This is a genomic window from Candidatus Thioglobus sp., from assembly GCA_028228555.1.
Taxonomy (GTDB): domain Bacteria; phylum Pseudomonadota; class Gammaproteobacteria; order PS1; family Pseudothioglobaceae; genus Thioglobus_A.
In genome coordinates, this window is record JAOJBP010000015.1 from 1 (window position 1) to 14,488 (window position 14,488).

Sequence of the window (14,488 nt, forward strand, 5' to 3'; positions counted from 1 at the left end):
CGTTTGTAAATAAAGACACTACAAATAGATAGGACAAAACACATGAGTAACCAAAATATTAGAATTAAATTAAAAGCATTTGATCATCGTTTAATCGACAAATCAGCGCTTGAAATTGTAGAGACTGCTAAACGCACTGGTGCTAGTGTAAGAGGGCCAATCCCTCTTCCATCTAAGAAAGAGCGCTTTACTGTATTGACTTCTCCGCACGTTAACAAAAAAGCGAGAGATCAGTATGAGTTAAGAACTTACATTAGATTAATGGACGTTATTAGCCCAACAGATAAGACAGTAGACGCCTTAATGAAGTTAGATTTAGCTGCTGGTGTTGATGTAGCAATCAAGCTTAACTAGACAGATATAAATAAATTAGGAATAAGATCATGGCAATTGGTTTAGTAGGACAAAAATTAGGTATGACACGCTTAGTGAACGACGATGGCTCGGTCACGCCGGTTAGTGTTATAAAAATTGAACCTAATCGTGTTGTTCAAACAAGAACACTTGAAGTTGACGGCTATAGCGCTGTTCAAGTTACAACAGGTGCAAAAGTTAACAAAAAGGGTGAAGCTAAAGTACGTCGTGTACCTGCTGCAATCAAAGGCCATTATGCGAAAGCATCGCAAGAAATTGGCTTAGGTCTATGGGAATTTAGAGCAGATCCAAGCGAAATTTCAGATGCAACGAGTTTCGATATTTCTTTTTTTGGAACTGGGCATTATATTGATGTAACTGGCCAATCTAAAGGTAAAGGTTTTCAGGGTGGTGTTAAGCGTCATAACTTCCAAATGCAAGATGCTACTCACGGTAACTCAGTCTCTCACCGAGCGATTGGTTCTACTGGACAGTGTCAGGAGCCTGGTCGTGTATTTAAAGGAAAGAAGATGGCTGGGCACATGGGTGCTGAGCAAGTAACTCAAGAGTGTTTAGAGATTGTTAAGGTTGATAACGATAAAAATGTAATTTTAGTGAAGGGCTCAATACCTGGTTCAACTAACGGCATTGTTAAAGTTTCGTTATCACCTAAGAAGGACAAAATTAACGTTGTAGTTACTAAAAATATTCAAGATAATGCAGCTTCTGAAGCTGTTGAATCTACAGAAGCGTAAGGTTTTTAAGATGAAATTAAAAGTATTAAACATAAGCACAAAAAAGTCAACTACCGCTGAAGTAGATGATACTATTTTTGCAAGAGATTACAACCAGTCATTGGTTCATCAAGTTACTACAGCTTATATGGCAGGTGGTCGTCAGGGCTCTAAAGCTCAAAAGAATCGTGCTGCAGTAAGCGGCGGTGGTAAGAAGCCATGGAACCAAAAAGGTACTGGTCGTGCCCGTGCAGGTACATCGCGTGGCCCAATCTGGCGTTCAGGTGGTGTTACATTTGCTGCACAACCTCGTAGCTACGCTCAAAAAGTTAACAAGAAAATGTACAAAGGCGCTATATCAGTAATTTTTTCTGAATTAGCACGTACAGAACGCTTAAAGGTTGTTTCTGAATTTGATGTTCAAGAAGCTAAGACTAAAAATATAACAGCACTTCTTAAATCATTAAATATTAAAGATGCATTATTAATGACAGATGAGCTAGATGAAAATTTATACTTATCTTCGCGTAACTTATACCATGTTGGTGTCTGCGACACACAAAGTATTGATCCAGTTAGTTTAATTGGCTATCAAAATGTTGTTGTTACAGAAGCTGCATTGAAAAGAATTGAGGCAATGTTATGAATCAAGAAAAAATATTAAAAACTATATTGTCACCGCTTGTTTCTGAAAAAACAGCAATGTTATCAGCAAGCAATCAATACGCTTTTAAAGTTCGTGTTGATAGTAACAAGAAAGAAATTAAAACAGCCGTCGAATTATTGTTCGGCGTAACAGTTGAAAATGTTACAACTTCAGTTGTTAAAGGTAAACAGAAAGTATTTAAAGGCAGGATTGGTCGTCGTGTCAATTGGAAGAAGGCAATGGTAAAAGTGTCTGAAGGCCAAATGATTGACGTTAGCGCATCTTAAGAGAATATTATGGCAGAAGTAATTAGAAGAAAGCCTACCTCACCCGGTAGAAGATTTGTAGTTAATATTGTAGATAAAGATCTACATAAAGGCGAACCTTATGCGCCTTTAACTGAAAGCAAAAATAGAATTAGTGGTCGTAATAACGCTGGTCGTATTACTACCCGTCATAAAGGTGGTGGCCATAAGCGTCGTTACCGTATTATTGACTTTAAACGTAATAAAGATGATATTACAGCGCGTGTAGAACGTCTGGAATATGATCCTAACCGAAGTGCAAATATCGCATTAGTTTTATATGCAGATGGTGAGCGTCGTTATATCATCGCTCCTAAAGGTTTAAAGGCCGGTGATAGCGTTATTTCTGGTACTACAGTTACAATTCAAACAGGTAATGTTATGCCTTTGGCCAACATACCTTTAGGTAGTGTTGTTCATTGTATTGAATTACAACCTAAGAAAGGTGCTCAAATTGCACGTAGTGCAGGAACATCAGCACAACTTATTGCTAAAGAAGGTAGCTATGTAACGCTAAGATTGCGTTCTGGTGAAGTTCGCAAAGTATTGGCAGAATGTCGTGCCACCATAGGTGAAGTTTCTAAGAAAGAACATAGTTTAAGAAAATTAGGTAAAGCGGGCGCAACTCGCTGGAGAGGTGTTAGACCAACCGTTCGTGGTGTAGTAATGAACCCAGTTGATCATCCACATGGTGGTGGTGAAGGTAAAACAAGTGGTGGTCGTCATCCAGTTTCACCTTGGGGTACACCAACTAAAGGTTATAAGACACGTAGCAATAAACGTACTGATAAGCTTATCGTACGTCGCAGGAATAAGGGTTAATCATGGGTAGATCATTAAGAAAAGGACCATTTGTAGACGAGCATTTAATTAAGAAAGTTTTAACAGCTCAAGAGAACAACGATAGAAAACCAATTAAAACTTGGTCGCGTCGCTCAGTAATCGTACCTGAGATGATTGGTTTAACTATTGCAGTTCATAATGGCAGAGCTCATGTTCCAGTATCAGTTACTGAAGAAATGATTGGTCATAAGTTGGGTGAATTTTCTCAAACTAGAACTTTTAATGGCCACTCTGGTGACCGCAAATAATCAAAGGTGAATGAAATGAAAGAAGTTAAAGCAGTACATAAATATGCTAAAACCTCAGCTTTTAAAGCGCGTTTGGTTGCAGATCAAATTCGCATGAAGTCAGTAGAAGAAGCATTAAATCTTTTATCGTTTAGCAATAAAAAAGCTGCGGTATTAGTTAAAAAAGTATTAAATTCAGCGATCTCTAATGCCGAACATAACGACGGCATTGATATCGATGAATTAAAAGTAAGCAGCGTTTACATTGATGAAGGTTCAACGATGAAAAGAATTCGTCCAAGAGCTAAAGGTCGTGCAAACAGAATTTTAAAAAGAACAAGCCACATTACTGTCGGCGTAAGCAAGTAGGTTTAGTATGGGTCAAAAAGTAAATCCAAAAGGTATTAGATTAGGTATTGTTAAAGATTGGGATTCTAAATGGTATGCCAATTCTCAAGATTACCCTAAATTCTTATTGTCTGATATTGCAGTTAGAGATTTCTTATTCGAGAAATTGAGTTCAGCTTCTGTGAGTCGTGTGCAAATTGAGCGTTTAGCTAATAATGCCAAAGTTACTATTCATACAGCTCGTCCAGGTATTGTTATTGGTAAGAAGGGTGCAGACATTGAGCAGTTGAAAGCAACTATTTCAAAAATGATGGGCATCCCTGTTCATATTAATATTGAAGAAATTAAAAAACCTGAGCTTGACGCTCGTCTAGTCGCTGAGAATATCGCTCAACAACTTGAAAAGCGTGTTATGTATCGTCGTGCTGTAAAACGTGTTCTAGGAAATGCAACACGATTAGGCGCACAAGGTATCAAGATAATGGTAAGTGGTCGTTTGAATGGTGCTGAAATTGCACGTTCTGAATGGTACCGTGAAGGTCGTGTTCCATTGCATACTTTCAGAGCTGATGTGGATTATTCTTCATATGGCGCTAACACACAGTATGGTGTGATCGGTATTAAAGTTTGGATCTTTAAAGGTGAAATTCTGGACCATAAAAAAGGTACATTAGATGAGGTTGCTCGTCGTGGTGCTACAAATCAAATCGGTAAGAAGTAATAAGGACTGAGAAATGTTACAACCTAAACGTACAAAATTTAGAAAAATGATGAAAGGCCGTAACCGCGGTCTTGCAGCTGGCCATAAGGTTAGTTTTGGTGAAATTGGCCTTCAAGCTACTGGTAGATGTCGCATGACTGCTAGACAAATTGAATCAGCACGTCGTGCAATGACTCGTCATGTTAAGCGTACTGGTAAAATTTGGATTCGTGTTTTTCCGGACAAGCCAATTACTAAAAAACCTTTAGAAGTTAGAATGGGTAAAGGTAAAGGTAGTGTTGAATATTGGGTTTGCCAAATTAAACCTGGTCAAATGTTGTTTGAAATGCAAGGTGTTGATGAAACAATTGCACGAGAAGCATTTGCATTGGCTGCTGCTAAATTACCAGTTAAAACAACGGTTATTAAAAGGACGGCAATGTAATGGATATTAAAGCATTAAGAGATCAAGATATCTCAACACTAAACGAAACGTTAATGACGCTTTTAAAAGAGCATTTTGAATTACGTATGAAGCACAGTAGTGCGCAATTAGATGATGCAACGAAATTAGGTAAAACTAAAAGATCTATTGCACAAGTTAAAACAATTATTAAAGAGAAACAAGCATGAGTGATAACAAAGTAGAACGCGTACTTACAGGTACGGTTGTAAGTGCTGGTCGTGATAAGACTATTGCTGTTCAAATTGAACGCAAGGTTAGACACCCGATTTACAAAAAATACATCAAGCGTAGTACTAAAGTTCACGCTCATGATGAAAAGAATGAATGTTCAATGGGAGACACAGTTAGAGTAGTGGAATCAAAGCCATTTTCTAAAACTAAGTGTTGGGCATTACTTGAAGTGGTTGAGAAATCAGTTTCAATTGATTAATATCAAAATTTAAAGAGAGTTTAGACATGATTCAAATGCAAACAAAACTTAGTATTGCCGATAACAGTGGCGGTGTTAAAGCTATGTGTATTAAAGTATTAGGCGGTTCTAAGCGTCGCTATGCTAATATTGGTGATGTTATCAAGGTTAGTATTAAAGAGGCTTCACCTCGTGGTAAAGTTAAAAAAGGTGATGTTTATGATGCTGTTGTTGTTAGAACGGCGCAAGGTGTTCGTCGTTCAGACGGATCACGTATTCGTTTTGATAATAACGCTTGTGTTCTTCTAAATACAAAGTTAGAGCCAGTTGGCACGCGTATTTTTGGCCCTGTGACTCGTGAATTGCGTAGTGCAAAGTTCATGAAGATTGTTTCATTAGCTCCAGAGGTTCTATAATGCAAAAAATTAAAGTAAAAGATGAAGTGATCATTATTGCTGGAAAGGACAAAGGTTCTACTGGCACGATTACAAAAGTTATTGCTAATAAAGTGATTGTTGAAGGTAAGAATATTGCTAAAAAGCATGTAAAAGCCAACCCTACTGCAGGTGTTACTGGTGGCATTATTGATACTGAAATGCCTTTAGCTATTTCAAATGTTGCTATCTTAAACGCAGAAACTAATAAAGCTGACAGAGTTGGTATACGTACTGACAAAGATGGCAAAAAGGAAAGATTTTTTAAATCAAACGGCAAAGCAATCGTTTGAGCAAGTTAAGGAAATAAACCGTGTCTAGATTACAAGAAGAATATACAAACGTTATTAAGCCTGCTTTACAAAAAGAGCTAGGTCTTACTAACCCAATGGCAGTGCCTAAAATTGAAAAGATTACTATTAATATGGGTCTTGGAAGTGCACTGGGTGATAAAAAAGTTTTGCAAAGTGCATTAGAAGAAATGGGTCTCATCTCAGGTCAGAAAGCATTAACGTGTAATGCACGCAAATCAGTCGCAAGTTTTAAGATTAGAGAAGGCAATGCAATTGGTTGTAAAGTAACTTTACGCAAAGAAAAGATGTATGAATTTCTTGATCGTTTAGTTAGTGTTGCGATCCCTCGTATCCGTGATTTCCGTGGTTTGAAGCCTACATCTTTTGATGGACGTGGAAACTATAACATGGGTATCACGGAACAAATTACCTTTGCTGAAATTGATTTTGAAAAAGTAACACAAACTCGTGGTATGGATATCGCAATCACGACAACTGCTGCTTCTGATGATGACGCTAAGAAACTATTAGCAATGTTTAAATTCCCATTTAAAGGATAAGGAAAATGGCTAAAAAGTCTATGATAAATAGAGACGTCAAACGTTTAAAGATCGCTGAAAAGTTCAAATCTAAACGTCTTGAATTAAAGAAAATTATTAAGAGTGTGCACTCTTCTGATGAAGAGCGCTTCCAGGCAACTATTAAGTTGCAAGGTCTACCTCGTGATGCATCACCAACTCGTCAACGTAGTCGTTGTGGTTTGACTGGTCGTCCACATGGTTTTTACCGTAAGTTTGGTTTGGCAAGAACTAAGCTTAGAGAACGCACTATGAATGGTGAAGTTCCTGGTTTATCTAAAGCAAGCTGGTAAGGAGAAATAATATGAGTATGTCTGATCCTATAGCTGATATGTTAACGCGCATTCGCAACGCTCAAATGGTTGCAAAGAAAGAAGTTAATATCCCAGCATCAAATTTAAAATCTGCTATTGCTAGCGTAATGCAGCAAGAAGGTTATATTGAATCATTTTCTGTTGAAGGTGAAAAAGCCGCTAAAACATTAACTATTAAGCTTAAATATTTTGAAACTAAGCCAGTTATTGATACGCTACAACGTATCTCTAAGCCTAGTTTGAGAGTTTACGCTGCTGGTACTGAAATGCCAAGTGTAATGAATGGCCTAGGTATTGTTATCGTTTCTACCCCTAAGGGTGTAATGACCGGACAATCTGCAGCTGCCCAAAATGTTGGCGGTGAAGTATTGTGCAGTGTTTACTAATATTGGAGATATCAAATGTCTAGAGTAGCAAAAGCAGTAATTACAATTGAAAAAGGCATTGAGGTATCTATGTCAGGTTCAACAGTTACTGCAAAAGGAAAATTAGGTCAATTATCAATGGATGTAAATTCAGCTGTTGTAGTTGCATTTAATGATGACCAGATTAGCTTCACAATTGCAAAAGTTGAGAAAAAAGCTGAAAAATTAGCATGGGCTCAAGCAGGAACTGCAAGAGCAAACACAGCAAACTTAATCCAAGGTGTTTCAGTTGGCTGGGAAAAGAAACTTTCACTTATTGGTGTTGGTTATCGTGCGAAAGCAATTGGTAAATCATTAGATTTAACATTAGGTTTTTCTCATCCGGTAGTTTATGCACTACCTGAAGGAATTACTGTTGAAACGCCATCTCAAACTGAGATTGTCGTTAAAGGTATGGATAAGCAAAAAGTAGGACAAGTGGCTGCTGAAATCAGAGCTTTCCGTCCACCTGAGCCATACAAGGGTAAAGGCGTACGTTACACTGATGAGCATGTTGTTCGTAAAGAAGCTAAGAAGAAATAATTGATAAGGTATTCAAAATGAAACTTTCTAAAAAACAAGCTCGTATAAGAAGAGCAACCAAGTTTAGAGCTCAGCATGCTAGTAGAAGCACTGCGCGCCTATGTGTTTTCAAAACTTCTGCACATATATATGCACAGATCATTAGTAGCTGTGGCACGAAGACGCTTGCATCTGCTTCTTCACTTACTGCCAAGTTAAAAAATGGTGGAAATGTTGATGCGGCAACACAAATTGGTACTGCAATTGCCAATGCTGCTCAAAAAGCTAAAGTAACTAAAGTAGCGTTTGACCGTTCAGGATTTAAATATCATGGCCGTGTTAAGGCATTAGCAGATGCAGCAAGAGACGGCGGATTAGAATTCTAATCAACGACTCCAACTAAGACAAAATTAAAAGGCGACAAGAATGGCTGAATATAAGAAAAATAATAATAACGACGACAACGAATTCATTGAAAAATTAGTTAATATTCGTCGCGTTGTAAAAGTAGTTAAAGGTGGACGTATCTTTGGTTTCTCAGCACTAGTTGTGGTTGGTGATGGTAAAGGTAAAGTTGGTTACGGAACGGGTAAAGCTCGTGAAGTACCTGCAGCCATTCAAAAGGCAATGGATAAAGCTAAAAAAGCTATGAAAGCTGTTCCTTTAGTTAATGGTACGCTTCATTACCCGATTACTTCTCATGTTGGTGCTGCAAAAGTTTACATGCAGCCTGCATCTGAAGGTACTGGTGTTATTGCGGGTGGTCCAATGCGTAGTGTTTTAGAAGCGGTAGGTGTTCATAATATCTTAGCTAAGTGCAATGGTACTCGTAATCCAATTAGTGTTGTACGAGCTACGGTTGAAGGTTTAACTTCAATGTCTTCACCTGCAATGGTTGCTGCTAAGCGCGGTAAAACTGTTGAACAAATTAACGGAGAAGCGTAATGGCTAGTAAAACTGTCACTGTAACATTATTAAAGAGTTTTTATGGTCGTTTGCCATCTCACCGTGCTACGGTAACTGGCTTAGGCTTAAAAAGAATTAACCACACAGTAACCCTTCAAGATACGCCAGAAGTTAGAGGCATGATCAATAAGGTTGCTTACCTATTAAGAGTAGAGGATTAAGAAAATGTTTTTAAATACATTAGCACCTAGCGAAGGTGAAAAGAAAGATAGAAAGCGTGTAGGACGTGGAATTGGTTGTGGCTGGGGTAAAACTTGTGGTCGTGGTCATAAAGGTCAAAAGTCACGTTCTGGTGGTTTTAGTAAAGTAGGTTTTGAAGGTGGTCAGATGCCTTTACAACGTCGCCTACCTAAAGTCGGCTTCTCATCAAGAGTTTCTATCATCACTTCACAAGTCACTTTATCTGAAATAGACAAGTTGGAAGAGACAGATATTACTGTTGAAGTATTAAAATTACACAACTTAGTAACTAAGAATATCAAGAGAGTTAAAGTAATGTTATCGGGCGAAATTAATCGTGCAGTAACATTGACTGGTATTAAAGCAACAAAAGGCGCAAAAGCGGCTATTGAAGCTGCTAAAGGTTCAGTGAACGAGTAAATTATGTCACAACCTTTAGGCCTTTCTCAAGACTTATCTAAGCGCATCTTGTTTTTACTAGGTGCGTTAATCGTTTTTAGATTAGGCACACATATTACTATTCCTTTTATCTCTAGTGCTGCTCTAGCATCTTTAGTGCAAGATCAGCAAGGTACTATTCTGGATATGTTTAATATGTTTTCAGGTGGTGCGTTAGAGCGTTTGTCAATTTTTACGCTAGGTATCATGCCTTATATTTCTGCTTCAATTATTGTTACATTGATGACGTCAGTCATCCCGAAGTTAGAACAGCTTAAGAAAGAAGGCGAAACGGGAAAGCGTAAGATTACTCAATATACTCGTATGGGTACAGTTGTTTTAGCGGTTTTTCAGTCATATGGTATTTCAATTGCTTTGCAGTCTCAAAGTGCAGGTGGTGTTGCATTAGTTACTCAAACTGGCTTCACATTTAGCATGGTAACTGTCGTCACTTTAACAACAGGAACTTTATTCTTAATGTGGTTAGGTGAGCAGATAACAGAAAAAGGTATCGGTAATGGTATCTCAATGATTATTTTTGCTGGTATTGTTTCTGGATTACCATCAGCATTTGGTTCAACTTTGTCATTAGTATCTACTGGAGAGTTAACTGTTATATTAGTGGTTATTTTGTTAGCAATGACTTTATTAGTCACAGCATTTGTTGTATTTATGGAAAGAGGACAGAGACGTATTACGGTTAATTATGCGAAGCGTCAACAGGGTCGTAAAATGGTTGGTGGACAAAGCTCTTACTTACCTCTTAAGATTAATATGGCCGGTGTTATTCCACCGATTTTCGCCTCAAGTATTATTTTGTTCCCAGCAACCTTAGGTGGTTGGTTTTCTCAAAGTGAAGGTTTAGGTTGGTTGGCTGATGTAACAGCAAGCATCTCTCCAGGACAGCCTTTGTATGTATTGTTTTATGGTTTAGCAATTGTATTTTTTACATTTTTCTATACAGCTTTAACATTTGACGCTAAAGACACCGCAGACAATCTGCGTAAATCTGGTGGTTTCATCCCAGGTATACGTCCAGGTAAGCATTCTGCTGATTATATTGATTCAGTTATGTCTAGACTAACTGCATCAGGTGCTCTTTATATTACCGCAGTATGTTTACTGCCAGAATTTTTAATTTTATATTGGAACGTGCCATTTTACTTTGGCGGCACCAGTTTATTGATCATCGTCGTTGTGGTGATGGATTTTATCGCGCAAGCTCAGTCTCATTTAATGTCTAATCAGTACGAGTCATTAATGAAGAAATCAGGCTTAAATTAACAAAAGGTAGCAATCATGAAAGTAAGAGCATCAGTTAAGAAAATTTGTAATAATTGTAAAATTATTAAGCGTCACGGTGTCGTGCGTGTGATTTGTAAAGAGCCTCGTCATAAACAAAGACAAGGCTAATTTCAATTGACAATGTCAAACGCGCAACGTATAATTGCCCGTTTTTCAAATTCAAATTTTGTAAGCATTGAAAGACGTAAATATTTGCAAAATTAAGACTAAGAAGTAAGTATATAAGGAAACTATGGCAAGAATAGCGGGAATTAACATTCCAACACACAAACACATTGTAATTGGCCTACAGTCAATTTTTGGTATCGGTGAAACAAGATCTAAAAAGATTTGTGAAACCCTTAATATTGACCCGGCAACTAAAGTTTCACAGATACCTGAAGACCAGGTTGAAATGATCCGTGCTGAAGTTGCTAAGTTTGAGGTTGAAGGTGATCTTCGTCGTCAGGTTTCACTTGATATTAAACGTTTAAAAGATCTAGGTTGTTACCGTGGTGTTCGCCATAGAAAAGGATTGCCACTACGTGGTCAGAAAACTAAAACTAACGCCAGGACTCGTAAGGGCCCTCGTAAGTTAATTAAATAATAATAGGTAGATATTATGGCTAAGGCTCCAATTAAGAAGAAATCTAAAAAAGTAGTTACTGATGGTATTGCGCATATTCATGCAACTTTTAACAATACCATTGTTATGATTACTGACCGTCATGGTAATGCTGTTTGTTGGGCAACTTCAGGCGGTTCAGGTTTTAGAGGTTCTAGAAAATCAACACCATTTGCTGCGCAGGTTGCTGCCGGTAACTGTGGTGACAAAGCCCTAGCTTTTGGTATGAAAAACCTAGAAGTTCGTGTTAAAGGTCCCGGTCCTGGTAGAGATTCTGCTATCCGTGGTTTAAACGCAAAAGGTTTAAAGATTCAATCAATTACAGATGTAACGCCAATCCCTCATAACGGTTGTCGTCCTTCTAAGAAACGTAGAGTTTAAGGATAAATTATGGCTAGATATACTGGACCAACTTGTAAATTAGCACGTCGCGAAGGCACGGACTTATTTCTAAAGAGCGGCATTAGATCATTAGATTCTAAATGTAAAATTACTCAACTACCTGGCGTTCACGGTGCAAATGCACGTCGTCAGAAGGGTACTGAATATGGATTGCAGCTTCGTGAAAAGCAAAAGGTAAGACGTATTTACGGAATACTAGAAAAACAATTCCGTTCATATTATCAGAAAGCTTCTCAAAAGAAGGGTTCAACAGGTGAAAACTTATTATCACTACTTGAGTGTCGTCTTGATAATGTTGTATACCGTATGGGTTTTGGCTCTACACGTGCAGAATCTAGACAGTTGGTATCTCATAAGTCAATCCTAGTAAACGGTTCTATTGTTAACATCCCTTCTTACCAAGTGAGTGCAAACGATGAAATCTCTATTAGAGAAAAAGCTAAAAAACAAAGTCGTATTCAATTAGCAGTAGAGCTATCAGAGCAAGGTGATCAACCAGATTGGATCGATGTTGATTCTAAGGCTCTTAAAGGTCTATTTAAAAATGTTCCTGCACGTGATGATCTTTCTTCAGACATCCAAGAACATTTAATTGTCGAATTGTATTCTAAATAAGGAATTAATTATGCAAGGTAACGCAAAAGATTTTTTAAAGCCGAAATTACTTGAGTCTTCACAGACTGCAACTAATGAATTTAAACTTATTTTAGAGCCATTAGAAAGGGGTTTTGGTCATACTTTGGGTAATGCCCTTAGAAGAACATTATTGTCTTCAATGACAGGTTCTGCCGTGACAGAAGTTGCTATTGATGGTGTAATGCACGAATTTTCTACCATTGAAGGTGTTCAAGAGGATGTTTTAGATATTCTTCTTAATCTCAAAGAAGTGTCTATTGCTTTAAACACTACAGAAACTGCTGAAGTTGTTATTGAGAAAAAAGGCCCTTGTGAAGTTACAGTTGCTGATATTCAAGCTAATGGCAGCGACATCACTGCCCACAACCCTGAATTTGTTATCGCTACCGTTAATGAAGGTGGTCATATGCGTATGACTCTTAAGATCGGTACTGGTATTGGTTATGATACGGCTGCTTCTCGTTCAGACGAAGCAACTTCTATCGGTGGTATTCAGCTTGATGCAAGCTTCTCGCCAATTAAGCGAGTTAGCTTCACAGTTGACGCAGCTAGAGTTGATCAAAAAGTAAATCTTGACAAGCTTAACATGGTGATTGAAACTAATGGTTCTGTTGATGCAGAAGCTGCGATTAAACGTGCCGCTTCTATTCTTCGTGATCAACTTTCTTCATTCGTTGAATTAGAGTTGGTTGAAGAAGAAGAAGCATTGCCAACATCTCAGGATTTCGATCCTCAGTTGCTAGCAGCAGTCGATGAGTTAGAATTAACAGTACGTAGTGCAAACTGTCTTAAAGCAGAGCAAATCTACTACATTGGTGATTTAATTCAAAAGTCTGAGCAAGATTTATTGAGAACACCTAACTTAGGTCGTAAATCATTAAACGAAATTAAAGAAGTATTAACTGATAAAGGTCTAGATTTAGGAACAGATATTCCTAACTGGCCACCAGTTGATCTAATGAGTGAATAAGGAAATAACATGAGACATAGAAAGTCAGGTAGACAATTAAATCGTAACTCTTCTCACCGTAAGGCGATGTTTAAAAACATGGCAAACTCTTTGTTTGACCATGAAACAATCAGAACCACTTTGCCAAAAGCAAAAGAGCTTCGTCGTGTTGTTGAACCATTAATTACTAAAGCTGGAATAGATAGCGTTGCTAACCGTCGTAATGCTTTTGCAAAGCTACGTGATGATGCAATGGTTGCTAAATTATTCACCCAACTAGGTCCATTTTACAAAGAGCGCCCTGGTGGTTACATCCGTATTTTAAAAGCTGGTTACCGTACTGGCGATAAAGCACCAATGGCGATTGTTCAATTGGTCGATTTTGACAGCAAAACTGCTGCTTCTACTGATTCATAAGGAAAATAAAACATGCCTTCAATTAAATTAAGAGAGAACGAACCATTTGATATAGCCCTTAGACGTTTTCGTCGTTCATGCGACAAAGCAGGTGTTATTACTGACGTTCGTAAGAAAGAATTTTTCGAAAAGCAGACTTGGGTTAACAAGCGTATGAAAGCAGCAGCTGTTAAGCGTACTCATAAAGAGATGGCTAAAAATCGCGTTCATAGAAAGAGAATGTACTAAGAGAATTTTAACGCCTTACAGCGTTATCTAATTTCTTTAAATGCCGATCTTTGTATCGGCATTTTTTTTAATTTATTTATATTATTATGTCAATATTAAAAACACGCGTCACCAACGATATGAAGTTAGCCATGAAGGCAAAAGACAAGGCAGCCCTTAAAGCAGTTCGAATGATTTTAGGTGCTATCAAGCAACGAGAAGTTGATGAGCGCATTGAATTAGACGATGTACAAGTTTTAAGCGTTATTCAAAAAATGGTTAAACAACGTAAAGATTCTATTTCACAATTTAAAGATGCAGGTCGCACCGACTTAGTTGATGTGGAAGAGGCAGAGTTATTAATTATTAACAATTACATGCCTGAACAACTCTCTGATGAAGAGGTTTCTGCTGCTGTTGACAAAGCTATTGCCGATTCTGGCGCTTCTTCTATGCAAGACATGGGAAAGCTAATGGGATTGTTAAAATCTCAATTAGACGGCAAGGCTGACATGGGTGCTATATCTGGCTTAATCAGATCTAAACTGTCTTAAATAGTTCGCTTACACTATCAATCAGTATCTTTAATTATTCAGTGTTTCTACAAAGAAACACTGAATGTTACTATTAATAATTATTTAAATCAGTTATAATATATCAACATGAACTATATATTGGATCTGTTCCCCAGATACTGATTGTAGTTAATGCACTTATTATAGTGTTTAATTTTCTCGGAAATTTCATTAATATAACTAAGTTTTTGAGTGATATTCGCGAATAAAGTTGTTTTCATACTTATCTCCA

30 protein-coding genes are annotated in these 14,488 nt (G+C 37.6%); all 30 read left to right on the forward strand.

Going from position 1 to position 14,488, the window contains the following annotated elements; genetic code table 11:
• The first annotated feature begins 42 nt into the window (after window positions 1-42).
• The 30 genes from rpsJ (at window position 43) to N9Y32_06500 (ending at window position 14,235) form a co-directional block, all read left to right on the forward strand.
• Window positions 43-354, forward strand: a complete 312-nt coding sequence (gene rpsJ / locus N9Y32_06355) for a 30S ribosomal protein S10 (protein MDB2590630.1) — start codon at window positions 43-45, stop codon at window positions 352-354.
• 29 nt (window positions 355-383) lie between these two features.
• Window positions 384-1,109, forward strand: a complete 726-nt coding sequence (gene rplC, locus N9Y32_06360; protein MDB2590631.1) for a 50S ribosomal protein L3 — start codon at window positions 384-386, stop codon at window positions 1,107-1,109.
• A 10-nt stretch (window positions 1,110-1,119) separates the two neighbouring features.
• On the forward strand, window positions 1,120-1,734 hold the full coding sequence (gene rplD / locus N9Y32_06365) for a 50S ribosomal protein L4 (protein ID MDB2590632.1): 615 nt from the start codon (window positions 1,120-1,122) through the stop codon (window positions 1,732-1,734).
• Window positions 1,731-2,021, forward strand: a complete 291-nt coding sequence (gene rplW / locus N9Y32_06370; GenBank protein MDB2590633.1) for a 50S ribosomal protein L23 — start codon at window positions 1,731-1,733, stop codon at window positions 2,019-2,021. The genes rplD and rplW overlap by 4 nt, the downstream gene beginning before the upstream one ends.
• Before the next feature lie 9 nt (window positions 2,022-2,030).
• Window positions 2,031-2,861 carry a 50S ribosomal protein L2 gene (rplB, locus tag N9Y32_06375; protein MDB2590634.1) on the forward strand — a complete coding sequence of 277 codons (831 nt, stop codon included), beginning with the start codon at window positions 2,031-2,033 and terminating at the stop codon, window positions 2,859-2,861.
• 2 nt (window positions 2,862-2,863) lie between these two features.
• Window positions 2,864-3,130 (forward strand): 30S ribosomal protein S19, encoded by a 267-nt coding sequence (gene rpsS / locus N9Y32_06380; GenBank protein MDB2590635.1) that lies wholly within the window; start codon window positions 2,864-2,866, stop codon window positions 3,128-3,130.
• Between the two features lie 15 nt (window positions 3,131-3,145).
• Entirely contained in the window at window positions 3,146-3,478 is a 333-nt protein-coding gene (gene rplV, locus N9Y32_06385) for a 50S ribosomal protein L22 (GenBank protein MDB2590636.1), read from the forward strand.
• 7 nt (window positions 3,479-3,485) lie between these two features.
• Window positions 3,486-4,178: a 30S ribosomal protein S3 gene (gene rpsC / locus N9Y32_06390; GenBank protein MDB2590637.1), complete on the forward strand. Its 693-nt coding sequence runs from the start codon at window positions 3,486-3,488 to the stop codon at window positions 4,176-4,178.
• A 13-nt stretch (window positions 4,179-4,191) separates the two neighbouring features.
• Complete coding sequence (rplP, locus tag N9Y32_06395) at window positions 4,192-4,602, forward strand: 50S ribosomal protein L16 (GenBank protein MDB2590638.1); 411 nt, start codon at window positions 4,192-4,194, stop codon at window positions 4,600-4,602.
• Window positions 4,602-4,790: a 50S ribosomal protein L29 gene (rpmC, locus tag N9Y32_06400; protein MDB2590639.1), complete on the forward strand. Its 189-nt coding sequence runs from the start codon at window positions 4,602-4,604 to the stop codon at window positions 4,788-4,790. The genes rplP and rpmC overlap by 1 nt, the downstream gene beginning before the upstream one ends.
• Complete coding sequence (rpsQ, locus tag N9Y32_06405; protein ID MDB2590640.1) at window positions 4,787-5,053, forward strand: 30S ribosomal protein S17; 267 nt, start codon at window positions 4,787-4,789, stop codon at window positions 5,051-5,053. Before rpmC ends, rpsQ begins: the two co-directional genes overlap by 4 nt.
• Before the next feature lie 26 nt (window positions 5,054-5,079).
• Entirely contained in the window at window positions 5,080-5,448 is a 369-nt protein-coding gene (rplN, locus tag N9Y32_06410) for a 50S ribosomal protein L14 (protein MDB2590641.1), read from the forward strand.
• Window positions 5,448-5,759, forward strand: a complete 312-nt coding sequence (gene rplX, locus N9Y32_06415) for a 50S ribosomal protein L24 (protein MDB2590642.1) — start codon at window positions 5,448-5,450, stop codon at window positions 5,757-5,759. The genes rplN and rplX overlap by 1 nt, the downstream gene beginning before the upstream one ends.
• A gap of 20 nt (window positions 5,760-5,779) precedes the next feature.
• Complete coding sequence (rplE, locus tag N9Y32_06420) at window positions 5,780-6,319, forward strand: 50S ribosomal protein L5 (protein ID MDB2590643.1); 540 nt, start codon at window positions 5,780-5,782, stop codon at window positions 6,317-6,319.
• 5 nt (window positions 6,320-6,324) lie between these two features.
• Window positions 6,325-6,630: a 30S ribosomal protein S14 gene (gene rpsN, locus N9Y32_06425; protein ID MDB2590644.1), complete on the forward strand. Its 306-nt coding sequence runs from the start codon at window positions 6,325-6,327 to the stop codon at window positions 6,628-6,630.
• Window positions 6,631-6,641: 11 nt separating this feature from the next.
• Complete coding sequence (gene rpsH, locus N9Y32_06430) at window positions 6,642-7,037, forward strand: 30S ribosomal protein S8 (GenBank protein ID MDB2590645.1); 396 nt, start codon at window positions 6,642-6,644, stop codon at window positions 7,035-7,037.
• 15 nt (window positions 7,038-7,052) lie between these two features.
• Complete coding sequence (rplF, locus tag N9Y32_06435) at window positions 7,053-7,598, forward strand: 50S ribosomal protein L6 (protein ID MDB2590646.1); 546 nt, start codon at window positions 7,053-7,055, stop codon at window positions 7,596-7,598.
• A 17-nt stretch (window positions 7,599-7,615) separates the two neighbouring features.
• Complete coding sequence (gene rplR / locus N9Y32_06440) at window positions 7,616-7,963, forward strand: 50S ribosomal protein L18 (GenBank protein ID MDB2590647.1); 348 nt, start codon at window positions 7,616-7,618, stop codon at window positions 7,961-7,963.
• Between the two features lie 40 nt (window positions 7,964-8,003).
• Window positions 8,004-8,522: a 30S ribosomal protein S5 gene (rpsE, locus tag N9Y32_06445; GenBank protein MDB2590648.1), complete on the forward strand. Its 519-nt coding sequence runs from the start codon at window positions 8,004-8,006 to the stop codon at window positions 8,520-8,522.
• A complete protein-coding gene (rpmD, locus tag N9Y32_06450) occupies window positions 8,522-8,704 on the forward strand; it encodes a 50S ribosomal protein L30 (protein ID MDB2590649.1) in 183 nt (60 codons plus the stop codon). Before rpsE ends, rpmD begins: the two co-directional genes overlap by 1 nt.
• Window positions 8,705-8,708: 4 nt before the next feature.
• Complete coding sequence (rplO, locus tag N9Y32_06455) at window positions 8,709-9,143, forward strand: 50S ribosomal protein L15 (protein ID MDB2590650.1); 435 nt, start codon at window positions 8,709-8,711, stop codon at window positions 9,141-9,143.
• A 3-nt stretch (window positions 9,144-9,146) separates the two neighbouring features.
• Window positions 9,147-10,445, forward strand: a complete 1,299-nt coding sequence (secY, locus tag N9Y32_06460) for a preprotein translocase subunit SecY (GenBank protein MDB2590651.1) — start codon at window positions 9,147-9,149, stop codon at window positions 10,443-10,445.
• Between the two features lie 15 nt (window positions 10,446-10,460).
• Window positions 10,461-10,574: a 50S ribosomal protein L36 gene (gene rpmJ / locus N9Y32_06465; GenBank protein MDB2590652.1), complete on the forward strand. Its 114-nt coding sequence runs from the start codon at window positions 10,461-10,463 to the stop codon at window positions 10,572-10,574.
• 124 nt (window positions 10,575-10,698) lie between these two features.
• Window positions 10,699-11,052 (forward strand): 30S ribosomal protein S13, encoded by a 354-nt coding sequence (gene rpsM / locus N9Y32_06470; protein MDB2590653.1) that lies wholly within the window; start codon window positions 10,699-10,701, stop codon window positions 11,050-11,052.
• Between the two features lie 15 nt (window positions 11,053-11,067).
• The gene (gene rpsK / locus N9Y32_06475; protein MDB2590654.1) at window positions 11,068-11,451 is read left to right on the forward strand and encodes a 30S ribosomal protein S11; all 384 of its coding nucleotides are present in this window, start codon (window positions 11,068-11,070) and stop codon (window positions 11,449-11,451) included.
• Between the two features lie 9 nt (window positions 11,452-11,460).
• Window positions 11,461-12,087, forward strand: a complete 627-nt coding sequence (rpsD, locus tag N9Y32_06480; GenBank protein ID MDB2590655.1) for a 30S ribosomal protein S4 — start codon at window positions 11,461-11,463, stop codon at window positions 12,085-12,087.
• Window positions 12,088-12,097: 10 nt separating this feature from the next.
• On the forward strand, window positions 12,098-13,078 hold the full coding sequence (gene rpoA, locus N9Y32_06485) for a DNA-directed RNA polymerase subunit alpha (protein ID MDB2590656.1): 981 nt from the start codon (window positions 12,098-12,100) through the stop codon (window positions 13,076-13,078).
• Window positions 13,079-13,087: 9 nt separating this feature from the next.
• Window positions 13,088-13,474, forward strand: coding sequence for a 50S ribosomal protein L17 (gene rplQ, locus N9Y32_06490; protein MDB2590657.1), 387 nt, complete (start codon window positions 13,088-13,090; stop codon window positions 13,472-13,474).
• A 12-nt stretch (window positions 13,475-13,486) separates the two neighbouring features.
• Window positions 13,487-13,702: a 30S ribosomal protein S21 gene (rpsU, locus tag N9Y32_06495; GenBank protein MDB2590658.1), complete on the forward strand. Its 216-nt coding sequence runs from the start codon at window positions 13,487-13,489 to the stop codon at window positions 13,700-13,702.
• Between the two features lie 86 nt (window positions 13,703-13,788).
• Window positions 13,789-14,235, forward strand: coding sequence for a GatB/YqeY domain-containing protein (locus N9Y32_06500; protein MDB2590659.1), 447 nt, complete (start codon window positions 13,789-13,791; stop codon window positions 14,233-14,235).
• Window positions 14,236-14,488 lie beyond the last annotated feature (253 nt).